The sequence below is a fragment of the Hamadaea flava genome, from assembly GCF_024172085.1.
Lineage (GTDB): Bacteria > Actinomycetota > Actinomycetes > Mycobacteriales > Micromonosporaceae > Hamadaea > Hamadaea flava.
The window spans coordinates 7028581-7047039 of sequence record NZ_JAMZDZ010000001.1 but is presented as its reverse complement, the minus strand read 5'-3'; the positions used below and the strand labels follow the sequence as shown (position 1 = coordinate 7047039).

Below are 18459 nucleotides of genomic sequence, written 5' to 3'. Positions count from 1 at the left end.
GGGTGACCCATGAAGTCCCGGTGACGCAGGCCCGCGCCGAGTTCGCCGACCTCGTCAACCGCGTCGTCTACGGCGGCGAGCGGGTGGTCGTGACGCGCCACGGCAAGCCGATCGTCGCCCTCGTCTCCGCGGAGGACCTGGACCGGCTGGAGGCGGCCGACCAGCCGCTGATCCGGCTGACCAGCGACACCGCGAGCGCATCGGAGGCCACGCCGACCCGGCGCCAGTTCGGGCTCACCGCCGAACACCGCCCGCCTGGCGGAAACCCGCGCTGACCGGCCTGCCGAAAAGCCCGCGCGGCAATCCGGGGCCGGTCGCACAATGACGGTCATGCAGGCGCTCCTTCACCTCCAGCTGACCGCCGACGACCTCACCCTGCGGGCGACGACCGAGGCCGACCTCCCGGCGCTGGCCGCGACGCTCCCCGACGACGTCGAACTCAATCCGGCCCTGCCAGGTGCCGACGGCGACCCCCGGCTCGACCGCACGGCGCGGGTCTACCAGCAGTACTGGCGGAATCGGGCCGACTCCAGGCCGGGCACCTGGACACTGCCGTTCGTGGTGCTCCGCGACGGCCGCATCCTCGGCGAGCAGACGCTCGAGGCCCGGGAGTTCGGCAGGCTGCGTACCGTCGAGACGGCGTCCTGGCTGGTCACCGGGGCACGCGGGCAGGGCATCGGCAAACGCATGCGGCGGGCTGTCTTGGCGCTCGCCTTCGATCACCTCGACGCGCTGGTCGCGGAGACCGAGGCCTGGCACCACAACACCGCCTCGGTCGGCGTCTCGCGCAGCCTCGGCTACCTGCCCAACGGCGTCTACCGCCACGCCGACGGCGACGGGGCCGACGACATGGTCCGACTGCGGCTGCCGGTCGAAGCCTGGCGCGAGCAGCATGGCGGGCCGGCCGTCAAGATCGACGGATTGGCCGAGTGCCGGGACTGGCTGACGGCCTAGACTCCCGGCATGGCGGAGCTGGAGATCATCGAGCTGGACGACGTCGCCCGCCTCACAGACGTCGGCGAGCTGCTGCAACGTGTCTGGGGCGCGGACTCGCCCGACCAGATCCTCAACCTGTCCACCTTGCGCGCCCTCGCCCACGCCGGAAACTACGTCGTGGGGGCGTACCGGGACGGGCAGCTGGTCGGGGCCAGCGTCGCCTTCCGCGGCGACGACCACCTCCACTCGCACGTCACCGGCGTGGTCCCCGGTGGTCAAGGCGCGGGCGTCGGTCACGCCCTCAAGCTCCATCAACGCGACTGGTCACGGCACCACGGCATCGCACGCATCCGGTGGACCTTCGACCCACTGGTACGCCGGAACGCGTATTTCAATCTGCGGAAGCTGGGCGCCGGGGCGACCGAGTACCTCGAAGACTTCTACGGCGCGCTGACCGACGGCATCAACGTCGGCGATCCGAGCGACCGGCTCTACATCTGCTGGGAGCTGGAGCAGCCGGTCGCCGACCCCGATCTGGCCGCGGCGACCCGATTCGTGGCCACGCCTGCCGACATCGAGGGTCTGCGCTCGGCCGACCCGGCTGCGGCGGCGAGCTGGCGGTACGCCGTCCGCGAGGGACTGCAAGGGCCGATGGCGGCCGGTTGGACCATCGCCGGATTCACCGACGACGGGGCGTACGCGTTGAAGGAGCCCGCATGAAGCTGACCGGAATCGAACTGCGCCGGGTCGCGATGCCCCTGGTCGCCCCGTTCCGCACCTCGTTCGGCGTCGAGTACGCCCGAGACGTGCTGCTGGTCCGGGCGTACGGGCCGGACGCCGAGGGCTGGGGCGAATGCGTCGCGATGGACGAGCCGCTCTACTCCTCCGAGTACGTCGAAGGCGCGGCCGACGTGATCCGCCGCTTCCTCGTCCCGGCGCTGGCCGGACTGGACACCATGGAGGCACACACCGTCGAGCGTGCCTTCGCCCCGATCAAGGGGCATCCGATGGCGAAGGCCGCAGTGCTGACCGCCGTCCTCGACGCGCAACTGCGCGCCTCCGGCATGTCGCTGGGCTCCTACCTCGGCGCCGTACGCCCAGCCGTCCCGTCCGGCGTCTCGGTCGGCATCATGGACTCGATCCCCGAACTGCTGGACGCGGTCGCCGGCTACCTCGCCGAGGGGTACCTGCGGATCAAGCTGAAGATCGAACCGGGCTGGGACGTCGAGGCGGTCCGGGCCGTCCGCGAACGGTTCGGCGACGACATCCTGCTGCAGGTCGACGCCAACACGGCGTACACCCTGGCCGACGCCCGGCACCTGGCCCGGCTCGACCCGTTCGATCTGCTGCTCATCGAACAGCCGCTCCCGGAAGACGACGTACGCGGTCACGCCGAACTGGCGCGCGTTGTGCGTACCCCTATCTGTCTGGACGAGTCGATCATCTCGGCGCGTGCTGCGGCCGATGCCATCGCGCTGGGCGCGTGCTCGATCGTGAACATCAAGCCGGGGCGGGTCGGCGGATATCTGGAAGCACGGCGCATCCACGACGTGTGCGCGGCCAACGGCGTGGCGGTGTGGGCCGGCGGCATGCTGGAGACGGGCCTGGGCCGGGCCGCGAACGTCGCGCTGGCCGCGTTGCCGGACTTCACCCTGCCTGGCGACACGTCCGCGTCGAGCCGCTACTACGCGCGCGACATCACGCGGCCGTTCGTCCTGGAAGACGGGCATCTCGCGGTCCCCACCGGGCCGGGGATCGGCGTCGACCCGGACCCGGACGCGCTGGCCGACGCGACCACCGCGACCGAGGTGCTGAGCTTGGCACGGTAGACGATCGCGCGTCCTGGGTAGAGGTCCGGCGTGGACCTCAACAAAGACGCTCAGATCGACACCGGTCAGATCGAGGATCGGCGCGGCGCGGGTGGCGGTGGGTTGAGCGGCATCCCCCTGCCGAGCGGACGCGGCGGCTGGATCGTCACCATCGTCTTCCTCCTCGTCGCCCTCGCGGGCGGCGGCGTGCTGGGCGGCAACATGCTCAGCGACGGCGGCGACTCCGGCGACCTCGCGGCGAAGTGTGCGGCGTCTAACCCCAACCGGCTCGACGAGCCCGACTGCCGCAGCGCGCTCTTCGTCACGTCCATTCAGGACTATTGGCAGGACGCGCTGCCCGCGACCGCCGGCAAGCAGTACCAGCAGGCCAAGACGGTCTTCTTCAGCCAAGCGGTGAGCACCGGCTGCGGCCAGGCCGACTCGTCGGTCGGCCCGTTCTACTGCCCGCCGGACGGCAAGGTCTACATCGACCTGTCGTTCTACGACGAGCTGGAATCGCGGTTCGGCGCCCGGGGTGTATTCGCGCAGGCGTATGTGCTGGCCCATGAGTACGGCCACCACGTGCAGAACCTCCTCGGCGTCGGAGTCGGCGGCCAGGGCGACTCGGTTCCCGTCGAGCTACAGGCCGACTGCTACTCCGGGGTCTGGGCCAAACACGCGACGCAGACCACCGACGCCAGCGGCCGTCCCCTGATCAAAAGCCTGTCGCAGGCCGACATCCAGTCCGCCCTGGACGCGGCGGCAGCCGTCGGCGACGACACGATCCAGCGCAAGACGACCGGGCACGTCGACGAATCGAAGTTCACGCACGGTTCGGCGGCGCAGCGGCAGCACTGGTTCAGCACCGGGTACGAAGGCGGCGATCCCAAGGTCTGCGACACCTTCAACTCGTGACCGCATGCATCCTCATCCCGTCGGCTCCTGGTCGCGGAACGAACCCGCCAGCAACGAGCGGCAGCGGTACGATCGCCGTCTGTCCGATGTGATCGCGATTCCGTTCGAGGCAAGCGGGATGAGGAGCCTGTGGCTGATGCCGCCGAGTATCTGGAGCCGTCGCCGCAGTCTGCTCGACAGCAATGGGAAGCAATCGCGCACCGCTCCGACGCCCCCTCCGGGAGGCAGGTCGTCTTCAGCCCGGTAGAGACGATCATGTGCCTGGCCGCCGGCTTTCTGGTCGATCACAGCACGTTCGGCAGCAGCTCAGCACCGCGCGCACCGTTTCCCGTGCCGCAACTTGCCGCGCTGTTCCATCGCCCGAACAGCAGCATCCTCGCGAAGATGGCCAACCTGGACGGCAGCCGGTCGCACGGCGGCCGCCACGATCTCGACGTCACACGGCACCTGATGGGGACGCCTGGGCTGCTGGCTCATATCTACTGTCGTCTGCTCGAGGCGGCTCGCGACGTTGGGATCGGACCCGTAGAGCTGCCCGACTTCCTCGGCCTGGAAGCGACGGCTGGCGACCTTCTCGGGCAGGACGAACTGGATCACAACGAGGTCGAGAAATCGGTCCAGGAACAGTCCCGTACGCTGGCGGCCATCTCTGGCCTGGAGAGTCGGGTCACCGAACAGCTGCTGGTCGCGAAGGCAAGAGTGGGGCAGCACGTGTTCGCCGGCGCCGTGCTGCGGAACCATGGTCACCGGTGCGGTTTCTGCGGACTCGCCGTCACCGCGGGGGGCGTCCGCGCTCGCCGCATGCTCGTCGCCAGTCACATCAAACCGTGGCGGGCCAGCACCGCGGAGGAACGGCTGGACCCGGCCAACGGCCTCGCCGCATGCCCGACCCATGACGTTGCCTTCGATACCGGCCTGATCACAGTCAACGGCGGACTGCGCATCCATGTGAAGCCGGAACAGCTGAAGGCGGCGCGCCAAGATCCGGCGGTCGCCGCCGTCTTCGGTCGGCCACCGTTACGGGATCGGATCGTTCTACCGCAGGGCGCGACACTGCCCGGCGCTGCGTATCTCCGGTGGCACCACCAGAACATCTACCGTGCTGAGCTACCGCCATGGGGGCTTCAGGGCGGCTCGGGGAGCGCTTCGTAGGTGCGCCCTGAACGATCTCCGGAAGCCCGGATACCTTTCCCCGCACCGGTTCGGTGCGTGACCATCCGGAAGTCGGGCCGTTCACCCGCCGGCACCTCGCGGTCGTGGGCCTCCCGGTCGTGGGCCTCGCAGTCGTTGGCCGTTCCGTCGGTGGGTAGGCGGATTCCGGGTCGGCCGTCCGCCGGTGGAACACCAGCTACCTCACTGGTCGCCCGTAGGGTCGACTGCGTTCCAGCGCGCTCTGTCCGGATAAGCGGTAAAGGGCGGGAGTGCGGGTCTCGGACCCGATGGGCACAATGGACGCCATGAGGCTCTGGGAGTACGCACGGCTGGAGTACCGCTCGGCGGGAACGCTCGGCAACGACCGGTTCCTGGACTGGGACGCCGTGTTCTATCACCCAGGCGGGGTGCAGCGTTGGGGCACCGACGAGCGCTTCGACGACCTGCGTCACCTCAACCGCGCCGGCGCCGAAGGCTGGCAGTCGTACGACCGCAGCCCGGTCTATCACCACGGCGAGCCGCACCGCCTGTACGCCGTCACCTACTCGATGCGTCGCTCAGTGGACTGAACGCACTCCTGGCGGCTCGCCCGAGAGCCTCCCCGGCTTGACCACTTTCCGTGTTCGTACACGTGTGCGAACATGGAAGGTGCCATGGAGTTCGTACCCGCGACATCCCGTCTGCTGGCGGCCAACCGGGCCGCCGCGGCGTTCTATGCCGCCCAGCTCCGGCAGGTCCCGGCCGCCCGGCGGTACCTGCGAGAACGCGGCATCGAGGCGGCCGCGGGATCGTGGTGGCAGCCCGGCTTCGCCCCGGCCACCTGGACCGCCGTCCTCGACCGGCTGACCGGGCTCGGCTTCACCCCGGAAGAGCTGCTGGCCGCGGGTCTGGTCCGGCGATCGCGGACCGGACGGCTCATCGACTATCTGCGGCAGCGGGTCGTCTTCCCCATCCACGACCAGCGCGGCAACGTCATCGGCTTCACCGGCCGGGACCTGTCCGGCCGAACGGACGCCCCGAAGTATCTCAACACCCCGACGACCACGATCTACCACAAGGGCGAGGCGCTGTTCGGCCTCAGCCTCCAGCTGGCACACCGGCGGCGGCGCGATCGGCGGCCGATCCGGGTCTTCGTCGTGGAAGGCGCGGCCGACGCCATCGCGGTGCACCGCATGGTCCACGACCACGCGCCGGAGCAGCTGCTGCCGGTGGCGTTGTGCGGGATCGTCCTCACCGAGCATCACCTGCGGCTGCTGCGGAAGGCGATCGGCCCGACCGCCTCGCTCAGCCTCCTGCTCGACGGCGACGACGCCGGGCGGGACGCCTTCGAACGCTGGCTGCCGCTGCTGCGTACGTGGGCGGGGCCGGTCGACATCGCCACCCTGCCCGACGGCACCGACCCCGCCGAGCTCCTGGTTCGGCACGGCCCTGAGCAAGCGCTGCGGATCGTCCTGGGCGCGCGGCGGCCGGCGCAGCTGGCCCGGCTCGACCGCATCCTCGACCGGCTCGACCTGGGTGCGCTCGACCTCAGCGAGCCCGAGACTCGCGTACGCGTCTGGCGGGCCATCACGCCGTGCTTCCGGGACGACCCGACCCGCGGCGCCGACCTGGCCGACCTGGCCGGCTCCCGGCTCGGGCTGCCGCTCGGCGACGTGATGACCGGCGTCGTCAACGAGATCGCCTGACCCTCCACCGCCGTTGATCATGGAGCTTCCGGTCGCGACACACCGTCGAGACCACGGTTAACTCCATGATCAACGGAAAGCGGGCGGGAAGGAGGTTAGGGGAGGATGGTGAGGGCGCTCGGCGTACCGGTGAGGGAAGCTGAGCCGTCACGGCCGACGGTGACCGAGACGCGGCGACCGGCGACGCGCAGACCGCGGACCGTGAAGCCGCCGAGCGGCGCGCCCGCGAGCGGACGCAGGGTGATCTGACCGCCGGGCACGTCCGGGCGCAGGCCCGACGCCGCGTGCACGATCGCGACGGCGCTCGCCGCCGACCAGGCCTGCGGCTGGCACGCAGCCGGGTACGGCGTCGGGCGGCGAAGGTCGGTCCGGGCGTCGCCGCCGTGCAGCTCGGGCAGCCGATAGCCGACGGCTTCCGCCGCGATGAGCAGGCCCTCCGTGAGCACTGCGACCGCGTCCGCGTGGCCCTCCGCGGCCAGCCCCGTCACGGCGATCGCGGTGTCATGCGCCCAGATCGATCCACAGTGGTACGACAGCGGGTTGTAGCCGCCGTCCCGGTCGGACATCGTCCGCAGCCCGTAGCCGCCCGCCAGTTCCGGCGACGCCAGCAGCTCGGCGACCCGGGCCGACTCCTCGGCGGTCAGCATCCCGGTGCCGAGCAGGTGGCCGATGTTGCTCGTCAGGGCGTCGACCGGCCGCTTGGCCCGGTCGAGCGCCATCGCCGGGTACGCCCCGCGCGGGCCGTCCACCCAGAACGCCGACCGGAAGCGCTTGGACAGCTCGACGGCGTACGTGCGCCACTTGTCGGCGGCGGGCCGGCCGAACGCGTCGAGCAGCGCGGCCGCGTTCGTCGCCGCCTGGCAGGCGTACGCCTGGACCTCGGCGAGCGCGATCGGGGCTTCGGCGAGCCGGCCGTCGGCGAACCGCACTGCGTCGCCGGAGTCCTTCCAGCCCTGGTTGGCCAGGCCGAGCCCACTGGTGTCGAGGTACTCCAGGAAGCCGTCGCGGTCCGGGTCGGCGTACTCGTCGAGCCAGGTCAGCGCGGCTTCCAGGGTGGGCAGCAGCTCCTCGACGACGTCCTCGGCCAGCCCCCAGCGCCAGGCGTCGTGCAGGAGGCTGATCCACAACGTGGTCGCGTCGACCGTCCCGTAGTACGCCGGGGGCAGCGACAGCTCCTCGCCGTCGAGCGCCACATGGAACTCGTGCCGCCGCAGCTCGTGCAGGATCTTCCCCGGGGCCTCCCCCGACCTCGGATCCAATGCCCGGCCCTGGCGGCGCGCCAGCGTACGCAGTGTCCCGGCGGCCAGCTCGGTGCCGAGGGGCAGCAGCATCCGGGCCGCCCACAGGCTGTCGCGTCCGAACAACGTCAGGTACCAGGGCACTCCGGCGCCGAGGAAGACGTCCTCGGGCGTACCGGCTTCGGCCAGGCGCAGCGATTCCAGGTCGTCGAGCGACTGCTCCAGCAGCCGGGTCAGCCGCCGGTCGTCGGCGACCAGCTCGGGGCGCTCCCATTCGACCGGGCCGGCCGGCTCGATCAGGACGGCGCGCGGATCGCTGACCGTCGCCGCCCAGCTCACCTCGGTCGTCGACCCCGACTCGACCGTGATCGCCCAGCTCAGCTGGACCGTCGTGTCGGCGGCGTCGACCCGGGCGTCCGGTGCGGCGACGCCGACCGCCAGTCCGCCCTGCCGCCAGACCGGGTGGTCGCCGTCCAGGTGCACCGCGACCGGAGCGGTCAAGCCGCCCGACTTCACCGTCTCGATGGCGGCGAGATCGCAGGCCAGGTCGATGGTGAGGCCGAGAGTCACGGGCTCGTGGGAGGTGTTGGCGAACGTGACGTGCTCCGTCATCCCGTCGGCGGTCAGCCGGCGACGGCGCTCGACGCGTACGGTCGGGTCGGGTGACAGATCGCCCAGCCAGGGCAGCAGCCCGACGAAGACGGCGGCGCCCGGCCCGGTCAGGCTGTGCGCGACCGCCACCGGTTCTCGACCGTCCACTCGCAGCACGGCTTCGGAGATCACCCGGTAGTCGGCGTGGAACAGACCCTGCGCACCGGTCGGCCGGAGCTGGCCGTCGGCGCCGCCGAGAGCCGAAGCGGGGGCGTGAACGACGCTCACGAGATCATGCAGGAGGGGTTGCACAGCAGCTCCTCGAATGCGGCGTTATCGGGGGGCGGTCCGACAACCGTAGACGCCGGTGATCGTCTATCCCAGCATTACGCGGCGGTTAGCTCAGAGATCTTCGTGACGTGGCTCACACCACAACCATGCTCACCTGCGACGGAACCGCAGATCACGCCGGATCTGCCGGACCACGTTCCGGCCCGGAACACCCGTCACGCCTCCCCCGCCATGGGTCGCCGAACCGGCTTGATACAGCCCTCGGATCGGCGTACGCAGATCGGCGTATCCGGCGGCCGGGCGGCAGTGGAACATCTGGCCGGCGGTCAGCTCGCCGTGGAAGATGTTGCCGCCGACGAGTCCGTACTCCTCCTGCATGCGGTGCGGTCCGATCACCTGACGGCTCAGGATCGACGCCGTGAACCCGGGCGCGACCAGCTCCATGCGCTCGGTCAGCCGATCGGCGTACGCCGACAGCTCGTCGTCGAACGGAGCGGAGGCGAAGGTGTGCGGAACCCATTGGGTGAACATCGAGACGACGTGCTTGCCTTCCGGAGCCAGCGTCGGGTCGAAGACGCTGGGTATGCAGACGTCGGCGAACGGCAGAGTGGCCGGCCGGCCCGCGACCGCCTCCTGGAACGCGGTCTCCACGTCGTCGAGCGACTCCGACAGCACGATCGTGCCGCCGTGCACCGCCGGGTCGTAGGACGGGTGCGCCGCGAACTCCGGCAGCCGATCGACCGCGAAGTTCACCTTCACCGTGCCGGACCGGGTCTGATAGGACTCGATGTCGGCCACGAAGTCCGGCGGCAACTCGGCTCGGTCCAGCAACCGCAGGAACGAGATCTTCGGATGCGCCGTCGTGATGACGACGGGTGCCGCGATCTCCTCGCCGTCGGCCAGGACGACGCCGGTGACGCGACCGTCGCGGGTCGAGATCCGGGCGACCGGGGCCGACGTGCGGATCTCGGCTCCGAAGCCGCGGGCGGCGGCTGCGAGCGCCTGCGTCACCGCGCCCATCCCGCCCCGAGGGAAGCCCCACGCGCCGGTCTGCCCGTCGACGGCCTCCCCGACATGGTGATGGAGCAGCACGTACGCCGTCCCGGCACTGCGCGGACCGGCCCAGCCGCCGATCACTCCGGAGACGCTGAGCAGCCCCCGCATCGCGTCCGACTCGAACCGCTCCTCGACCAGATCGGCGACGCTGGCCGTGAACAGCCGCGTGAGGTCGAACGCCGCGCGTACGTCGACCTTGCGCAGTTTCGCCCCGATCCGGGCCAGCCCAAGCAGGTCACCGGGCCGCTTCGAGCCGACCTTCGGCGGTATCTCCTTCAGCAGCGGCCCGACCAGGCCGCCGAGCCGGCTCATCCAGGCGTCCCACTGCTCGTAGGCGTCGGCGTCGCGCGGCGAGAATTTCGCGATCTCCGCGTACCGGTCGGCCGGGTCGTCGGCCAGCCGCAGCGCTCGGCCGTCGCGGCGCGGCGCGAAATAGGGCCCCTGCGGGTACACGTGATAACCGTGCTCGGCAAGCCGCAGGTCGCGCACCATCCCGGGATCGAGCAGACTGACCACATAGGACAACGAGGTCACCGCGAAGTCCGGCCCGAACGGCCGCTCGGTCACGGCCGCACCGCCCACGACCTCGCGCCGCTCCAGCACCAGCACCCGCTGCCCGGCCCGCGCCAGGTAGGCGGCGGCCACCAAGCCGTTGTGCCCTCCCCCGATGATGATCATCTGGTACCGCCCGTGCCGGTAGGCACGATGAGGCCGCGGAGGTTCTTCGGGGAACGCCATAAGGTGCAGTCTTGCGCTACTTTGGCGGTCGTGGAACCCTCCCCTCCGCCGCAAACTGTTACCCAGCCTCCACCGACGGTGTCGCAGGTCGAGTCCCAGGTCATGCAGAAGAAGAAGACCTGGCGGGATCGTGCGGGCAAAGCGGGCGCGGGCGTCGCCGTGGCGGCCGGCGCCACCAAGGTCGCGGGCGCGGGCAAACTCGTCGGCCTGCTCAAGGGCGTCTGGCTGTTCGCCCACTTCAAGACGGCCTTCACCATGCTGCTGTCGGTCGTCGGGTACGCCATCTTCTACGGCTGGTGGTTCGCGATCGGCTTCGTCCTGCTGATCTTCGTCCACGAGATCGGGCACGTCATCGTGCTGCGGTTCCAGGGTGTGAAGGCCAGCGCGCCGATGTTCGTCCCATTCCTGGGCGCGTTCGTCAAGATCGAGGGCGAACAGCGCTCGGTGGCGCAGGAGGCGGCCTCAGCACTCGCCGGGCCGATCGCCGGAGTGGTCGGCACGATCGCCGTCCTCGCCGCAGCCCAGTCGAGCGGATCCCCGCTGTTGACGGCGTTGGCGTACTCCGGCTTCCTGATCAACCTGTTCAACCTGTTCCCGGTGCTGCCACTGGACGGCGGCCGGGTCGCGGGCGCACTGCACCCCGCCATCTGGATCGCCGGACTGGTAGGCGCGGCAGTCTTCCTCATCCTGCGGCCCAACCCGATCCTGATCTTCGTCCTGATCATGGGCGGCATCGAGACCTACCGCCGTTGGAAGGATCGCAAAGCCGGGCGGACCAGCGCCTTCTTCGACGTCCCCGCCAGTACGCGCTGGGCCATCGGAGCGGCGTACCTGGCGACGGCGGCGCTCTGCCTCTACGGCATGGAGTACACCTACGTCCCCCACCACTGGTGACAGCGTTCCCGACAGATCACGGTTACGCAGGCCAAAACCGGCGGTTTTGGCCTGCGTAACCGTGATCTGCAGCTAGAGGGCGGGGCTGTAGAGCGCCGAGAGGAACCGCGTCAGCAACGCCTCGCGCGCGGCGGGCGGCAGCCCGTCGAGCACCCCGTTGACGGCGGCCATCCGGGGCGTGCCCTCGGCGAAGGAAACCCCCACGGCCGGCAGCAACGAGGCGAACGTGGCGTCGTCGAGCGCGGCGAAGTCCAGCCCGCCGATCATCTCGGCGAGCCCGGCCGTCGGCGCCGGCCCGATCGCCCGCGCCGCTTCCACCGCGATCGTGAGCGTGGCCAGCAGCGCGTCGACGCCTTCCGCGCTGACTCCGGTCAGGGTCAGGTGCAGGCTGGCGGGCATCCCGGCGTAGCTGAGCTGGGGTTGGAGAAAGAAGCCCCGGGCCCGGGCCTCGTCGGCGATCGTGAACAGGTCCAAGCCGGGATCGTCGTCCACGGTGAACGCCACCAGGGTCGCATCCGGCGAGCCGAGCACCTTCAAGCCGGGAATGTCCGCGATGCCGCGCACAACCTGGCGAGTGGCCGCCAAGGCCGACGCCCCGAGCTGCCGGTAGCCGGAGGTGCCCAGGGCCTGCAAGGTCGCCCAGGCGCCCGCCAGCGGACCGGCGCCCTTGCTGCTCTGGATCGTCGAGTTGATCACGGTGTAGCCGGGCCACTCCGCGCACGCGAAGTACGCCGCCAGCCGCAGCTCCGAGTCGCGGAACAACAGGACCGAGGCGCCCTTGGGGGCGTACCCGAACTTGTGGAGGTCGACCGACAGCGAGGTCACGCCGGGAACGCTGAGATCGAACGGCGACACGTCGGCTCCGGCGTCGGCCAGCCAGGGCAGCAGCCAGCCGCCGACACACGCGTCGACGTGGCACGCGATCCCGCGCTCCAGCGCGACGGCGGCGATCTCGGTGACGGGATCGATCACACCGTGCGCGTAGGACGGTGCGGACGCGACCACGAGGACGGTGTTCTCCGTGATCGCGTCGGCTGTCGCCGCCGCGTCAGCCCGAAAGGAAGACGGCGAGACCGGGACCTGCTTTACGCGTACCCCTAGGTAGTGACCGGCCTTGTGAAAGGCCGCGTGGACCGTGGTCGGGACCACGATCTCCGGCTCGGCCACGTCGGGACGCGAGTCGCGCGCGGCCTTGACCGCCAGGATGATCGACTCCGTGCCGCCGCTGGTGAAGATCCCGGGGGTGGCGTCGTCGCCGCCGAGCCGGCTCGCGACCGCCGCGACCACCTCGCGCTCCAGCCGGACGATGCTGGGGAAGGCGGTCGGATCGAGCCCGTTGACCTCCAGCATCTCCAGGTACGCCGCCTGCGCGGCCGCGCGGACCTCGGGACGGCCGCTGTCATAGACGTACGCCGTCGTGCGGCCGCCTTGGGTGGGCAGGTCGGCAGCGCGCAGCTGCCGCAATTCGTCCAGCAGCTCAGCCGAGGATCGGCCGTGTTCAGGCAACATGTTCAATTTCCCGTGGTGCGGGCGCGCCCGTAGGCACGCAGGATGGGCAGCGACGCCAGCATGAGCAGCGCCGGTACAACGGTGAACCCCAGCAGCAGAGCCGTTTTCGCCGAGCCGGGCTGGGTGACCGGCGCGTCGAAGGTGGAGGACAGGAAGCCGCCCGCCGCGAGCATCAGGGCGTAGAGGCCGGGGCCGACGGCGAGTCCGGCCGTCTCCCCCGCGGTCCAGGCGCCGGTGAACGCCCCGGCCTGAACCTGCCCCGTACGCGCCGCGTCGGCGACGATGGCGTCCGGCATCATCGCCAGCGGCAGCACCTGCAACGCCGCGTAGCAGAGCCCGAGCACGGCGGCGGCGGACAGCACTCCGGCCGTGACGGACGCCCGGCCGAGCGGGTAGTTGAGCGCCGCCGCCACCGTGAAAACGATCATGGCCACGGTGAAGCAGCGCAGCCGGCCGAACCGCCTGGCGAGCGCCGACCACACCGGTACGGCGAGCGCGCTCGGGCCGACGACGCAGACGAACAGGATCGAGGTGAGGCTGTAGTCGCCGAGCCAATACGTCGCCACGTACGGCACGGCGGCGAGCATGATCGCGATGCCCACGGCCTGTGTCACGAAGGCCGCCATGAGCAGGAAGAACGGCCGGTTCCCCCGGGCCGTCCGGAACGCCGCCACCAGGCCCAGCACCTCGCCGCCCGGCCGCGACCGCACCCACCGCGTCGACAGCGTCGCCGTCACGCAGGCCGCGAGGACGATCGCCCCGACGACCGCTCCCATCAGGGCGTACCCGGGACGACCGCCGCCACCGAGGTCCACGACAGCGGGGGCGAGCCCACCGGCGATCAGAATGCCCAAGGTCAGGAAGACGATCCGCCAGGTCATCACGCGCAGCCGCGTATCGGGTTCGTCGGACATCTCGGCGGGCAACGCGACGTACGGCACCTGGAAGGCGGCGAACGCCACCGAGGCGCCGATGAACGCCAGCGTCACCCAGACCGCGCCGGCGTACCCGCTCGACGGGCTCAGGAACATCGTCGCGAACGCCACCGGCATCAGGAGCGCCCCGGTCAGCAACAGCTTCGTGCGGCGCGCCGTGCGGACCGCCTCCCGGTCGCTGGCCGCCCCGATGATCGGATTGAACAGCACGTCCAGCGCCTTCGGCGCCACCACCACGACCCCGGCCAGCGCCGCCGGCACGGCCAGCACATCGGTCAGGAAGAACAGCAGGAGCAGCCCCGGAACAGTCGAGAAGACCCCGGTGCCGATCGATCCCACGCCGTACCCGGCGAGTCGGCCCTTGTTCACGCCGCCATCCACTTCGCTACGAGGGTGTCCAGATGCGCCCGGTAGCGGTCCACCGTGGCGAGATCGTGCACGTGCCGCTTGCCGTCGGCGTCCAGCACGCCGGCCTGGACGAAGCCGTGGATGCTCCACATGACGGTCCAGAGTGTCATGTCGTCGTCAATTCCGATCGCGTCCCGGACCAGGTCGATCAGCGGCCAGGCGTACTCCTGCTCCAGGCCGGTCACATCGGCGGCGTCCGCGAGCCACCGCCGCATCCACAGCGCGGGCACATACGAATTGGCCAGGCAGAAGTCCAGATAGCGCCGCACGAGCACCTGCACGCCCAGCATCGGGTCCCGCTCCGCGCGCAAGTCCCGGATCGCGCTGTCGAGCGCTTCGCGTTCCAACTCGTACGCGTGCCGCATGACCTCGCGATACAGATCCGCCTTGGCACCCACGTGGTACGCCACGGTGGCGATGTTCAGTCCACTCGCCCGGCCGATCTCCCGCGTGCTGGTGCCGTCATAGCCGCGCTCGGCGAACAAGCGCGTCGCGGCCTCGAGTACGCGGTCCCGGCTGGCCTTCTCCTCCGGCATCCCCGCAGGCTAACGGCCCGCCCGCCGCTCCGTCAATCGCTTGATGGAGACTCCCCCTCGCGTGCGCCTTGGGGGCGCGATCATGAACCTTCGGCCATGATCGACCGGCGTGTCGTGTCCCGGGCACCCTGATCAACTCCCCAGCACCCTGATCAACTCCGGCGGTCACGCCTTCGGAGGGAAGGCGGTCACGCCTTCGGAGGGAAGGCGGTCACGCCTCCGGCGTCGGGCCGGTGTAGCCGCTGCTCCAGCGGAACCGGTGGGGCGGCTGGGCGTACTCCTCGATGGCGTGCGCGATCCAGCCCGCGGTCCGGGCGACAGCGAAGATCACCTCGGCCGCCCCCGCGCCCATCCCGGCCGAGTGCGCGAGCGCCGCCACCGCGAAGTCGATGTTCGGCTTCGCGTTCGCCGTCCGGACGAGGTCGTCAAGCGTCACTTGGAGGTCGTCGGGGATCGGCACGAGGTCGAGCAGCGCCCGCGCTCGGGGATCGCCGTCCGGATAGAGCGAGTGCCCGAACCCCGGTAGTCCACCACTCCGCAGGTGCTCGGCGATCGCGGACGCCGCTCCGTCCCGGGCGGCGGTCTCGATCAGCCGGTAGACGCCGGCTCCGACCGCGCCGTGCATCGGCCCGTCCAACGCGCCTAATCCGGCCGACACCACGGCGTACGGGTGGGCTCGGGTCGATGCGGCGACGCGTACCGCGATGGTCGAAGCGGCTAAGTCATGGTCCGCGAGCAGAACGAGTGCCGCGTTGATGGCCCGAAGGTCCCGCGCGGAGGGTGCGCGTTCGGTCAGTCGCGACCACAGGCGGGCCGCGACGGTGCGATCGGCCGGCTCGCCTCGCGCGGGCAACGCGTCGACCATGGTCGCGACCAGCTCTGGCGCGCGGGTAACCACAGTGGACGGAGACAGATCGAACCGCAGCGGGTCCGTCGCCGCCACCACCGCGACGATCACCGGCAGCCGGTCGGCCAGCCGCGCGTGCGGCGGCAGGTGCGCGCTCGCGCTCCGCGCCCGCTCCAGCGCCTCGCCCGGTGCCGCGAACTCGGTCGCGCCACCACCCCACAGCCACGTGGCCACTTGCTCGAACGGGGTGTCCACCAGGCTCGCGGCCTCCCGGCCTCGATAAAAGAGCCGGTTGTACGCAATGAGCGTGATCGCCGTCCGCATGGCCGGTGCGGCATCCCGCTCCGGCCTGGTTCCCTGCGTACGCGAGGCCAGCCGTTCCACGTCCGAGAGCCGGAACCGGCTGATCCGCTCGCCCGGAACCTTGACGCGAGTCAACAGCCCCCGGCTCACGTACGCGTAAATGGTCTCCGGCTTGATCCGCAGCCGCTGGGCGACTTCGGCGGTGGTCAGCAGCTGATCGTCGGCCATGTGGCCATGATCTCACATTGACTGAATCAACGTTGACTGAGGCGGTTCGTCGGAGCGACGCTCGCGGCATGCCTGAACTCGTCACCGTCCCGCGCGGACTCGCCGGAGTCGTGGTCACCGACACCACGATCGGCCACGTACGCGGCCGCGAAGGCTTCTACCACTACCGGCAGTACTCGGCGATCGACCTCGCCGAGCGTCGTTCGCTCGAAGACGTCTGGGCGCTGTTGATCGACGGCGCGCTGCCCGTTTCCAGCGCGTCGGCCGGCTCGCTCTCGGCCGAGATCGCACCGTTGCGCCACATCCCACCGGCGGTCGCCGCAGCCCTCCCCTCGATCGCCGCCGCCTCCACCACCGCCGATCCCATGGGCGGACTGCGCGCAGCGCTCGCCGTCGCCGGCCTGGCCGCCGGGGCTCGCCCGCTGTACGACACGTCTCCCGATGAGCGGCGCTCGCAGGCGATGCGCCTCTGTGCGCTGACCCCATCACTGTTGGCGGCGTTGTACCGCCTGTCGTCCGGCCTCGACCCGATCGCGCCACGGGACGACCTGTCGCACACGGCCAACTATCTCTACATGATCACCGGTTCGGTTCCCTCGACGGAACAGGTCAGCGCGATCCAGAAGTACCTGATCGCGACCGTCGACCACGGCTTCAACGCGTCCACCTTCACCGCCCGCGTCATCGCCTCTACCGGCGCCGACCTGTACGCCTGCATCGGCGGCGCGCTCGGCGCCCTGTCGGGCCCCCTGCACGGCGGCGCCCCGAGCCGAGCACTGGATACATTGGACGCGATCGGCTCGGTTTCCCGGGCGGACGGCTGGCTTCGAGAGCGAATCCTCAACGGCGACCGGATCATGGGCTTCGGCCACCCGATCTACCGCACCGAAGACCCCCGTTCGCGCATGCTGAAGGGCGTCGCCCAGTCGCTCGGCGGGGACCTGGTGGACTTCGCGGTCGCCGTCGAAGCACGAGTGCTGGCCTTGCTCGCCGAGCTGAAGCCGGGCCGGGAACTGCACACCAACGTGGAGTACTACGCCGGCGTCGTCATGGAGCTGTGCGGTCTTCCGCGCGAGATGTTCACGCCGACCTTCGCCACCAGCCGGGTCATCGGATGGTGCGCCAACGTGCTGGAGCAGGCCGAGGACTCGAAGATCATCCGGCCGGACTCGCGGTACGTCGGACCGCCGCCGCCCCAGCCCGTCCCCGATCCCGCTTAGGACCTCCGGTCGTACTTGGTCAGGTCGAAGCGGCGCATCAGGTCGATGAGGTTGTTCGCGTACGTGGGTGAGGTGGCGTACCCGGCCTTGTGGATCTCGCGGGCGAACCGCTCGGGGTCGTTGGTGTACTTCATCGCGGTCTGGTAGCGGGGCAGCGTCGCGAGCTGCCGCCCGTGGTCGTCGAACGAATCCCCCGTCGCCCGGTACGCCCGAAAGGACGCCCGGGTGCTGCGGCACTTGCCGTTGGAGCATTCCTGCGTGACATAAGTCGAGCAGCCGACCGCGATCGGACCGGGCCCGCCGAAGCACTTCATGCCGAAGTAGCTGTGGTCGACCCGGGTGAGGGTGCTGCGACCCCAGCCGGATTCGAGGATGGCCTGGGCGATGGTGACCGAGGCGGGCACCTTCCAGGTGCGGGCGCTCGCCTGGGCCGCCCCGGCCACCCGGGCGAGGAAGCCGTCCTTGGTCGCCGCCGGTACGGTCGCCGGCGCCTGACCGCACCAGGGGTATCGCGGCGTCGTCGGGGCCCAGTGGACGTACTTGTCGGCGACGTAGCGACCCGGGCCGATGCGATCCCAGACGGCGTTGCCGTCGACCGTGCTGCCCCAGCTGCGGCATTCGACGCGCAGCCCGGCCGCGTCGCCGAGCGAGCCGACAGTGGAGTGTTTGGTGCTCGGCCCGGAGCGGACGTTGAGACTTCCGGACGTGATGTCGACCGCCGACGACGTCGCGTCCACAGGCGGGTCGCCGCACCACGGCAGGGCCGGGCGGCCGGACGGCCACTGGAGGAAACCGTCGGCGACGTGGCCGTGGCCCCAGTCCAGCCGATCCCAGAGAGCGGCCGTACGCTGCGTCCCCTTCACCTGCTGGCCCCAGACCTGGCAGACGACTCGGACCCGGGAGCCGTCGTCGACGGTTCCCAAGATCGACCGATCGGTCGCCGCGCCGGATCGGACGTTGAGACCACCGGGGGCACGCACGATCGCCTCCACGCCGGCCTTGGCGACCGCTCGGTCGAGCGGCATCGCCTGATCCCGGGGCGCGGCGGCGCTCGTGGGGCTGGCCAGGGCAAACGTACCGAGGAGCAGGCCGAGCCCGACGACACCGAAGAACTTCATACCCATTCAACGCAATTCCGAAGTTACCGTCACTGCACGATAAGTCCGGAC

The 18459-nt window shown here is 70.6% G+C and carries 17 protein-coding genes; 10 read left to right on the top strand and 7 right to left on the bottom strand.

The window, feature by feature from the left end; translation table 11 throughout:
- Positions 1-2: 2 nt before the first annotated feature.
- From HDA40_RS33090 to HDA40_RS33055, 8 genes are all read left to right on the top strand, one after another.
- Positions 3-275, top strand: a complete 273-nt coding sequence (locus tag HDA40_RS33090; protein WP_253761718.1) for a type II toxin-antitoxin system Phd/YefM family antitoxin — start codon at positions 3-5, stop codon at positions 273-275.
- Positions 276-330: 55 nt separating this feature from the next.
- The gene (locus tag HDA40_RS33085) at positions 331-954 is read left to right on the top strand and encodes a GNAT family N-acetyltransferase (RefSeq protein ID WP_253761717.1); all 624 of its coding nucleotides are present in this window, start codon (positions 331-333) and stop codon (positions 952-954) included.
- Positions 955-963: 9 nt separating this feature from the next.
- A complete protein-coding gene (locus HDA40_RS33080; protein WP_253761716.1) occupies positions 964-1656 on the top strand; it encodes a GNAT family N-acetyltransferase in 693 nt (230 codons plus the stop codon).
- Entirely contained in the window at positions 1653-2765 is a 1113-nt protein-coding gene (gene menC / locus HDA40_RS33075; RefSeq protein ID WP_253761715.1) for an o-succinylbenzoate synthase, read from the top strand. The genes HDA40_RS33080 and menC overlap by 4 nt, the downstream gene beginning before the upstream one ends.
- 30 nt (positions 2766-2795) lie before the next feature.
- A complete protein-coding gene (gene ypfJ / locus HDA40_RS33070; protein ID WP_253761714.1) occupies positions 2796-3659 on the top strand; it encodes a KPN_02809 family neutral zinc metallopeptidase in 864 nt (287 codons plus the stop codon).
- A gap of 129 nt (positions 3660-3788) precedes the next feature.
- Positions 3789-4811, top strand: coding sequence for an HNH endonuclease (locus HDA40_RS33065; protein ID WP_253761713.1), 1023 nt, complete (start codon positions 3789-3791; stop codon positions 4809-4811).
- A 305-nt stretch (positions 4812-5116) separates the two neighbouring features.
- Positions 5117-5380, top strand: coding sequence for a hypothetical protein (locus HDA40_RS33060; protein WP_253761712.1), 264 nt, complete (start codon positions 5117-5119; stop codon positions 5378-5380).
- A gap of 84 nt (positions 5381-5464) precedes the next feature.
- The gene (locus HDA40_RS33055; RefSeq protein WP_253761711.1) at positions 5465-6496 is read left to right on the top strand and encodes a toprim domain-containing protein; all 1032 of its coding nucleotides are present in this window, start codon (positions 5465-5467) and stop codon (positions 6494-6496) included.
- A 95-nt stretch (positions 6497-6591) separates the two neighbouring features.
- Here HDA40_RS33055 and HDA40_RS33050 read toward each other — a convergent pair whose 3' ends face one another.
- Both HDA40_RS33050 and HDA40_RS33045 read right to left on the bottom strand, forming a co-directional pair.
- Entirely contained in the window at positions 6592-8613 is a 2022-nt protein-coding gene (locus tag HDA40_RS33050; protein ID WP_253761710.1) for an amylo-alpha-1,6-glucosidase, read from the bottom strand.
- A 153-nt stretch (positions 8614-8766) separates the two neighbouring features.
- Positions 8767-10350, bottom strand: coding sequence for a phytoene desaturase family protein (locus HDA40_RS33045; protein ID WP_253761709.1), 1584 nt, complete (start codon positions 10348-10350; stop codon positions 8767-8769).
- 90 nt (positions 10351-10440) lie between these two features.
- On the opposite strand from HDA40_RS33045, the gene HDA40_RS33040 reads away from it, so the two are divergent.
- Entirely contained in the window at positions 10441-11304 is an 864-nt protein-coding gene (locus HDA40_RS33040) for a site-2 protease family protein (protein WP_253761708.1), read from the top strand.
- A 72-nt stretch (positions 11305-11376) separates the two neighbouring features.
- Here the strand turns inward: HDA40_RS33040 and HDA40_RS33035 are convergent, their stop codons facing one another.
- From HDA40_RS33035 to HDA40_RS33020, 4 genes are all read right to left on the bottom strand, one after another.
- On the bottom strand, positions 11377-12813 hold the full coding sequence (locus HDA40_RS33035; protein ID WP_253761707.1) for a pyridoxal phosphate-dependent decarboxylase family protein: 1437 nt from the start codon (positions 12811-12813) through the stop codon (positions 11377-11379).
- Between the two features lie 2 nt (positions 12814-12815).
- Complete coding sequence (locus tag HDA40_RS33030; protein WP_253761706.1) at positions 12816-14117, bottom strand: MFS transporter; 1302 nt, start codon at positions 14115-14117, stop codon at positions 12816-12818.
- A complete protein-coding gene (locus HDA40_RS33025; RefSeq protein WP_253761705.1) occupies positions 14114-14692 on the bottom strand; it encodes a TetR/AcrR family transcriptional regulator in 579 nt (192 codons plus the stop codon). The genes HDA40_RS33030 and HDA40_RS33025 overlap by 4 nt, the downstream gene beginning before the upstream one ends.
- Before the next feature lie 211 nt (positions 14693-14903).
- Positions 14904-16070 carry a citrate synthase gene (locus HDA40_RS33020; RefSeq protein WP_253761704.1) on the bottom strand — a complete coding sequence of 389 codons (1167 nt, stop codon included), beginning with the start codon at positions 16068-16070 and terminating at the stop codon, positions 14904-14906.
- Positions 16071-16138: 68 nt separating this feature from the next.
- Here HDA40_RS33020 and HDA40_RS33015 point away from each other — a divergent pair, with 68 nt between their 5' ends.
- Positions 16139-17290, top strand: coding sequence for a citrate synthase (locus HDA40_RS33015; protein WP_253761703.1), 1152 nt, complete (start codon positions 16139-16141; stop codon positions 17288-17290).
- On the opposite strand, the gene gsmA is transcribed toward HDA40_RS33015, so the two are convergent.
- Entirely contained in the window at positions 17287-18408 is a 1122-nt protein-coding gene (gene gsmA, locus HDA40_RS33010; RefSeq protein ID WP_253761702.1) for a sporangiospore maturation cell wall hydrolase GsmA, read from the bottom strand. The genes HDA40_RS33015 and gsmA overlap by 4 nt on opposite strands.
- Positions 18409-18459: the final 51 nt, after the last annotated feature.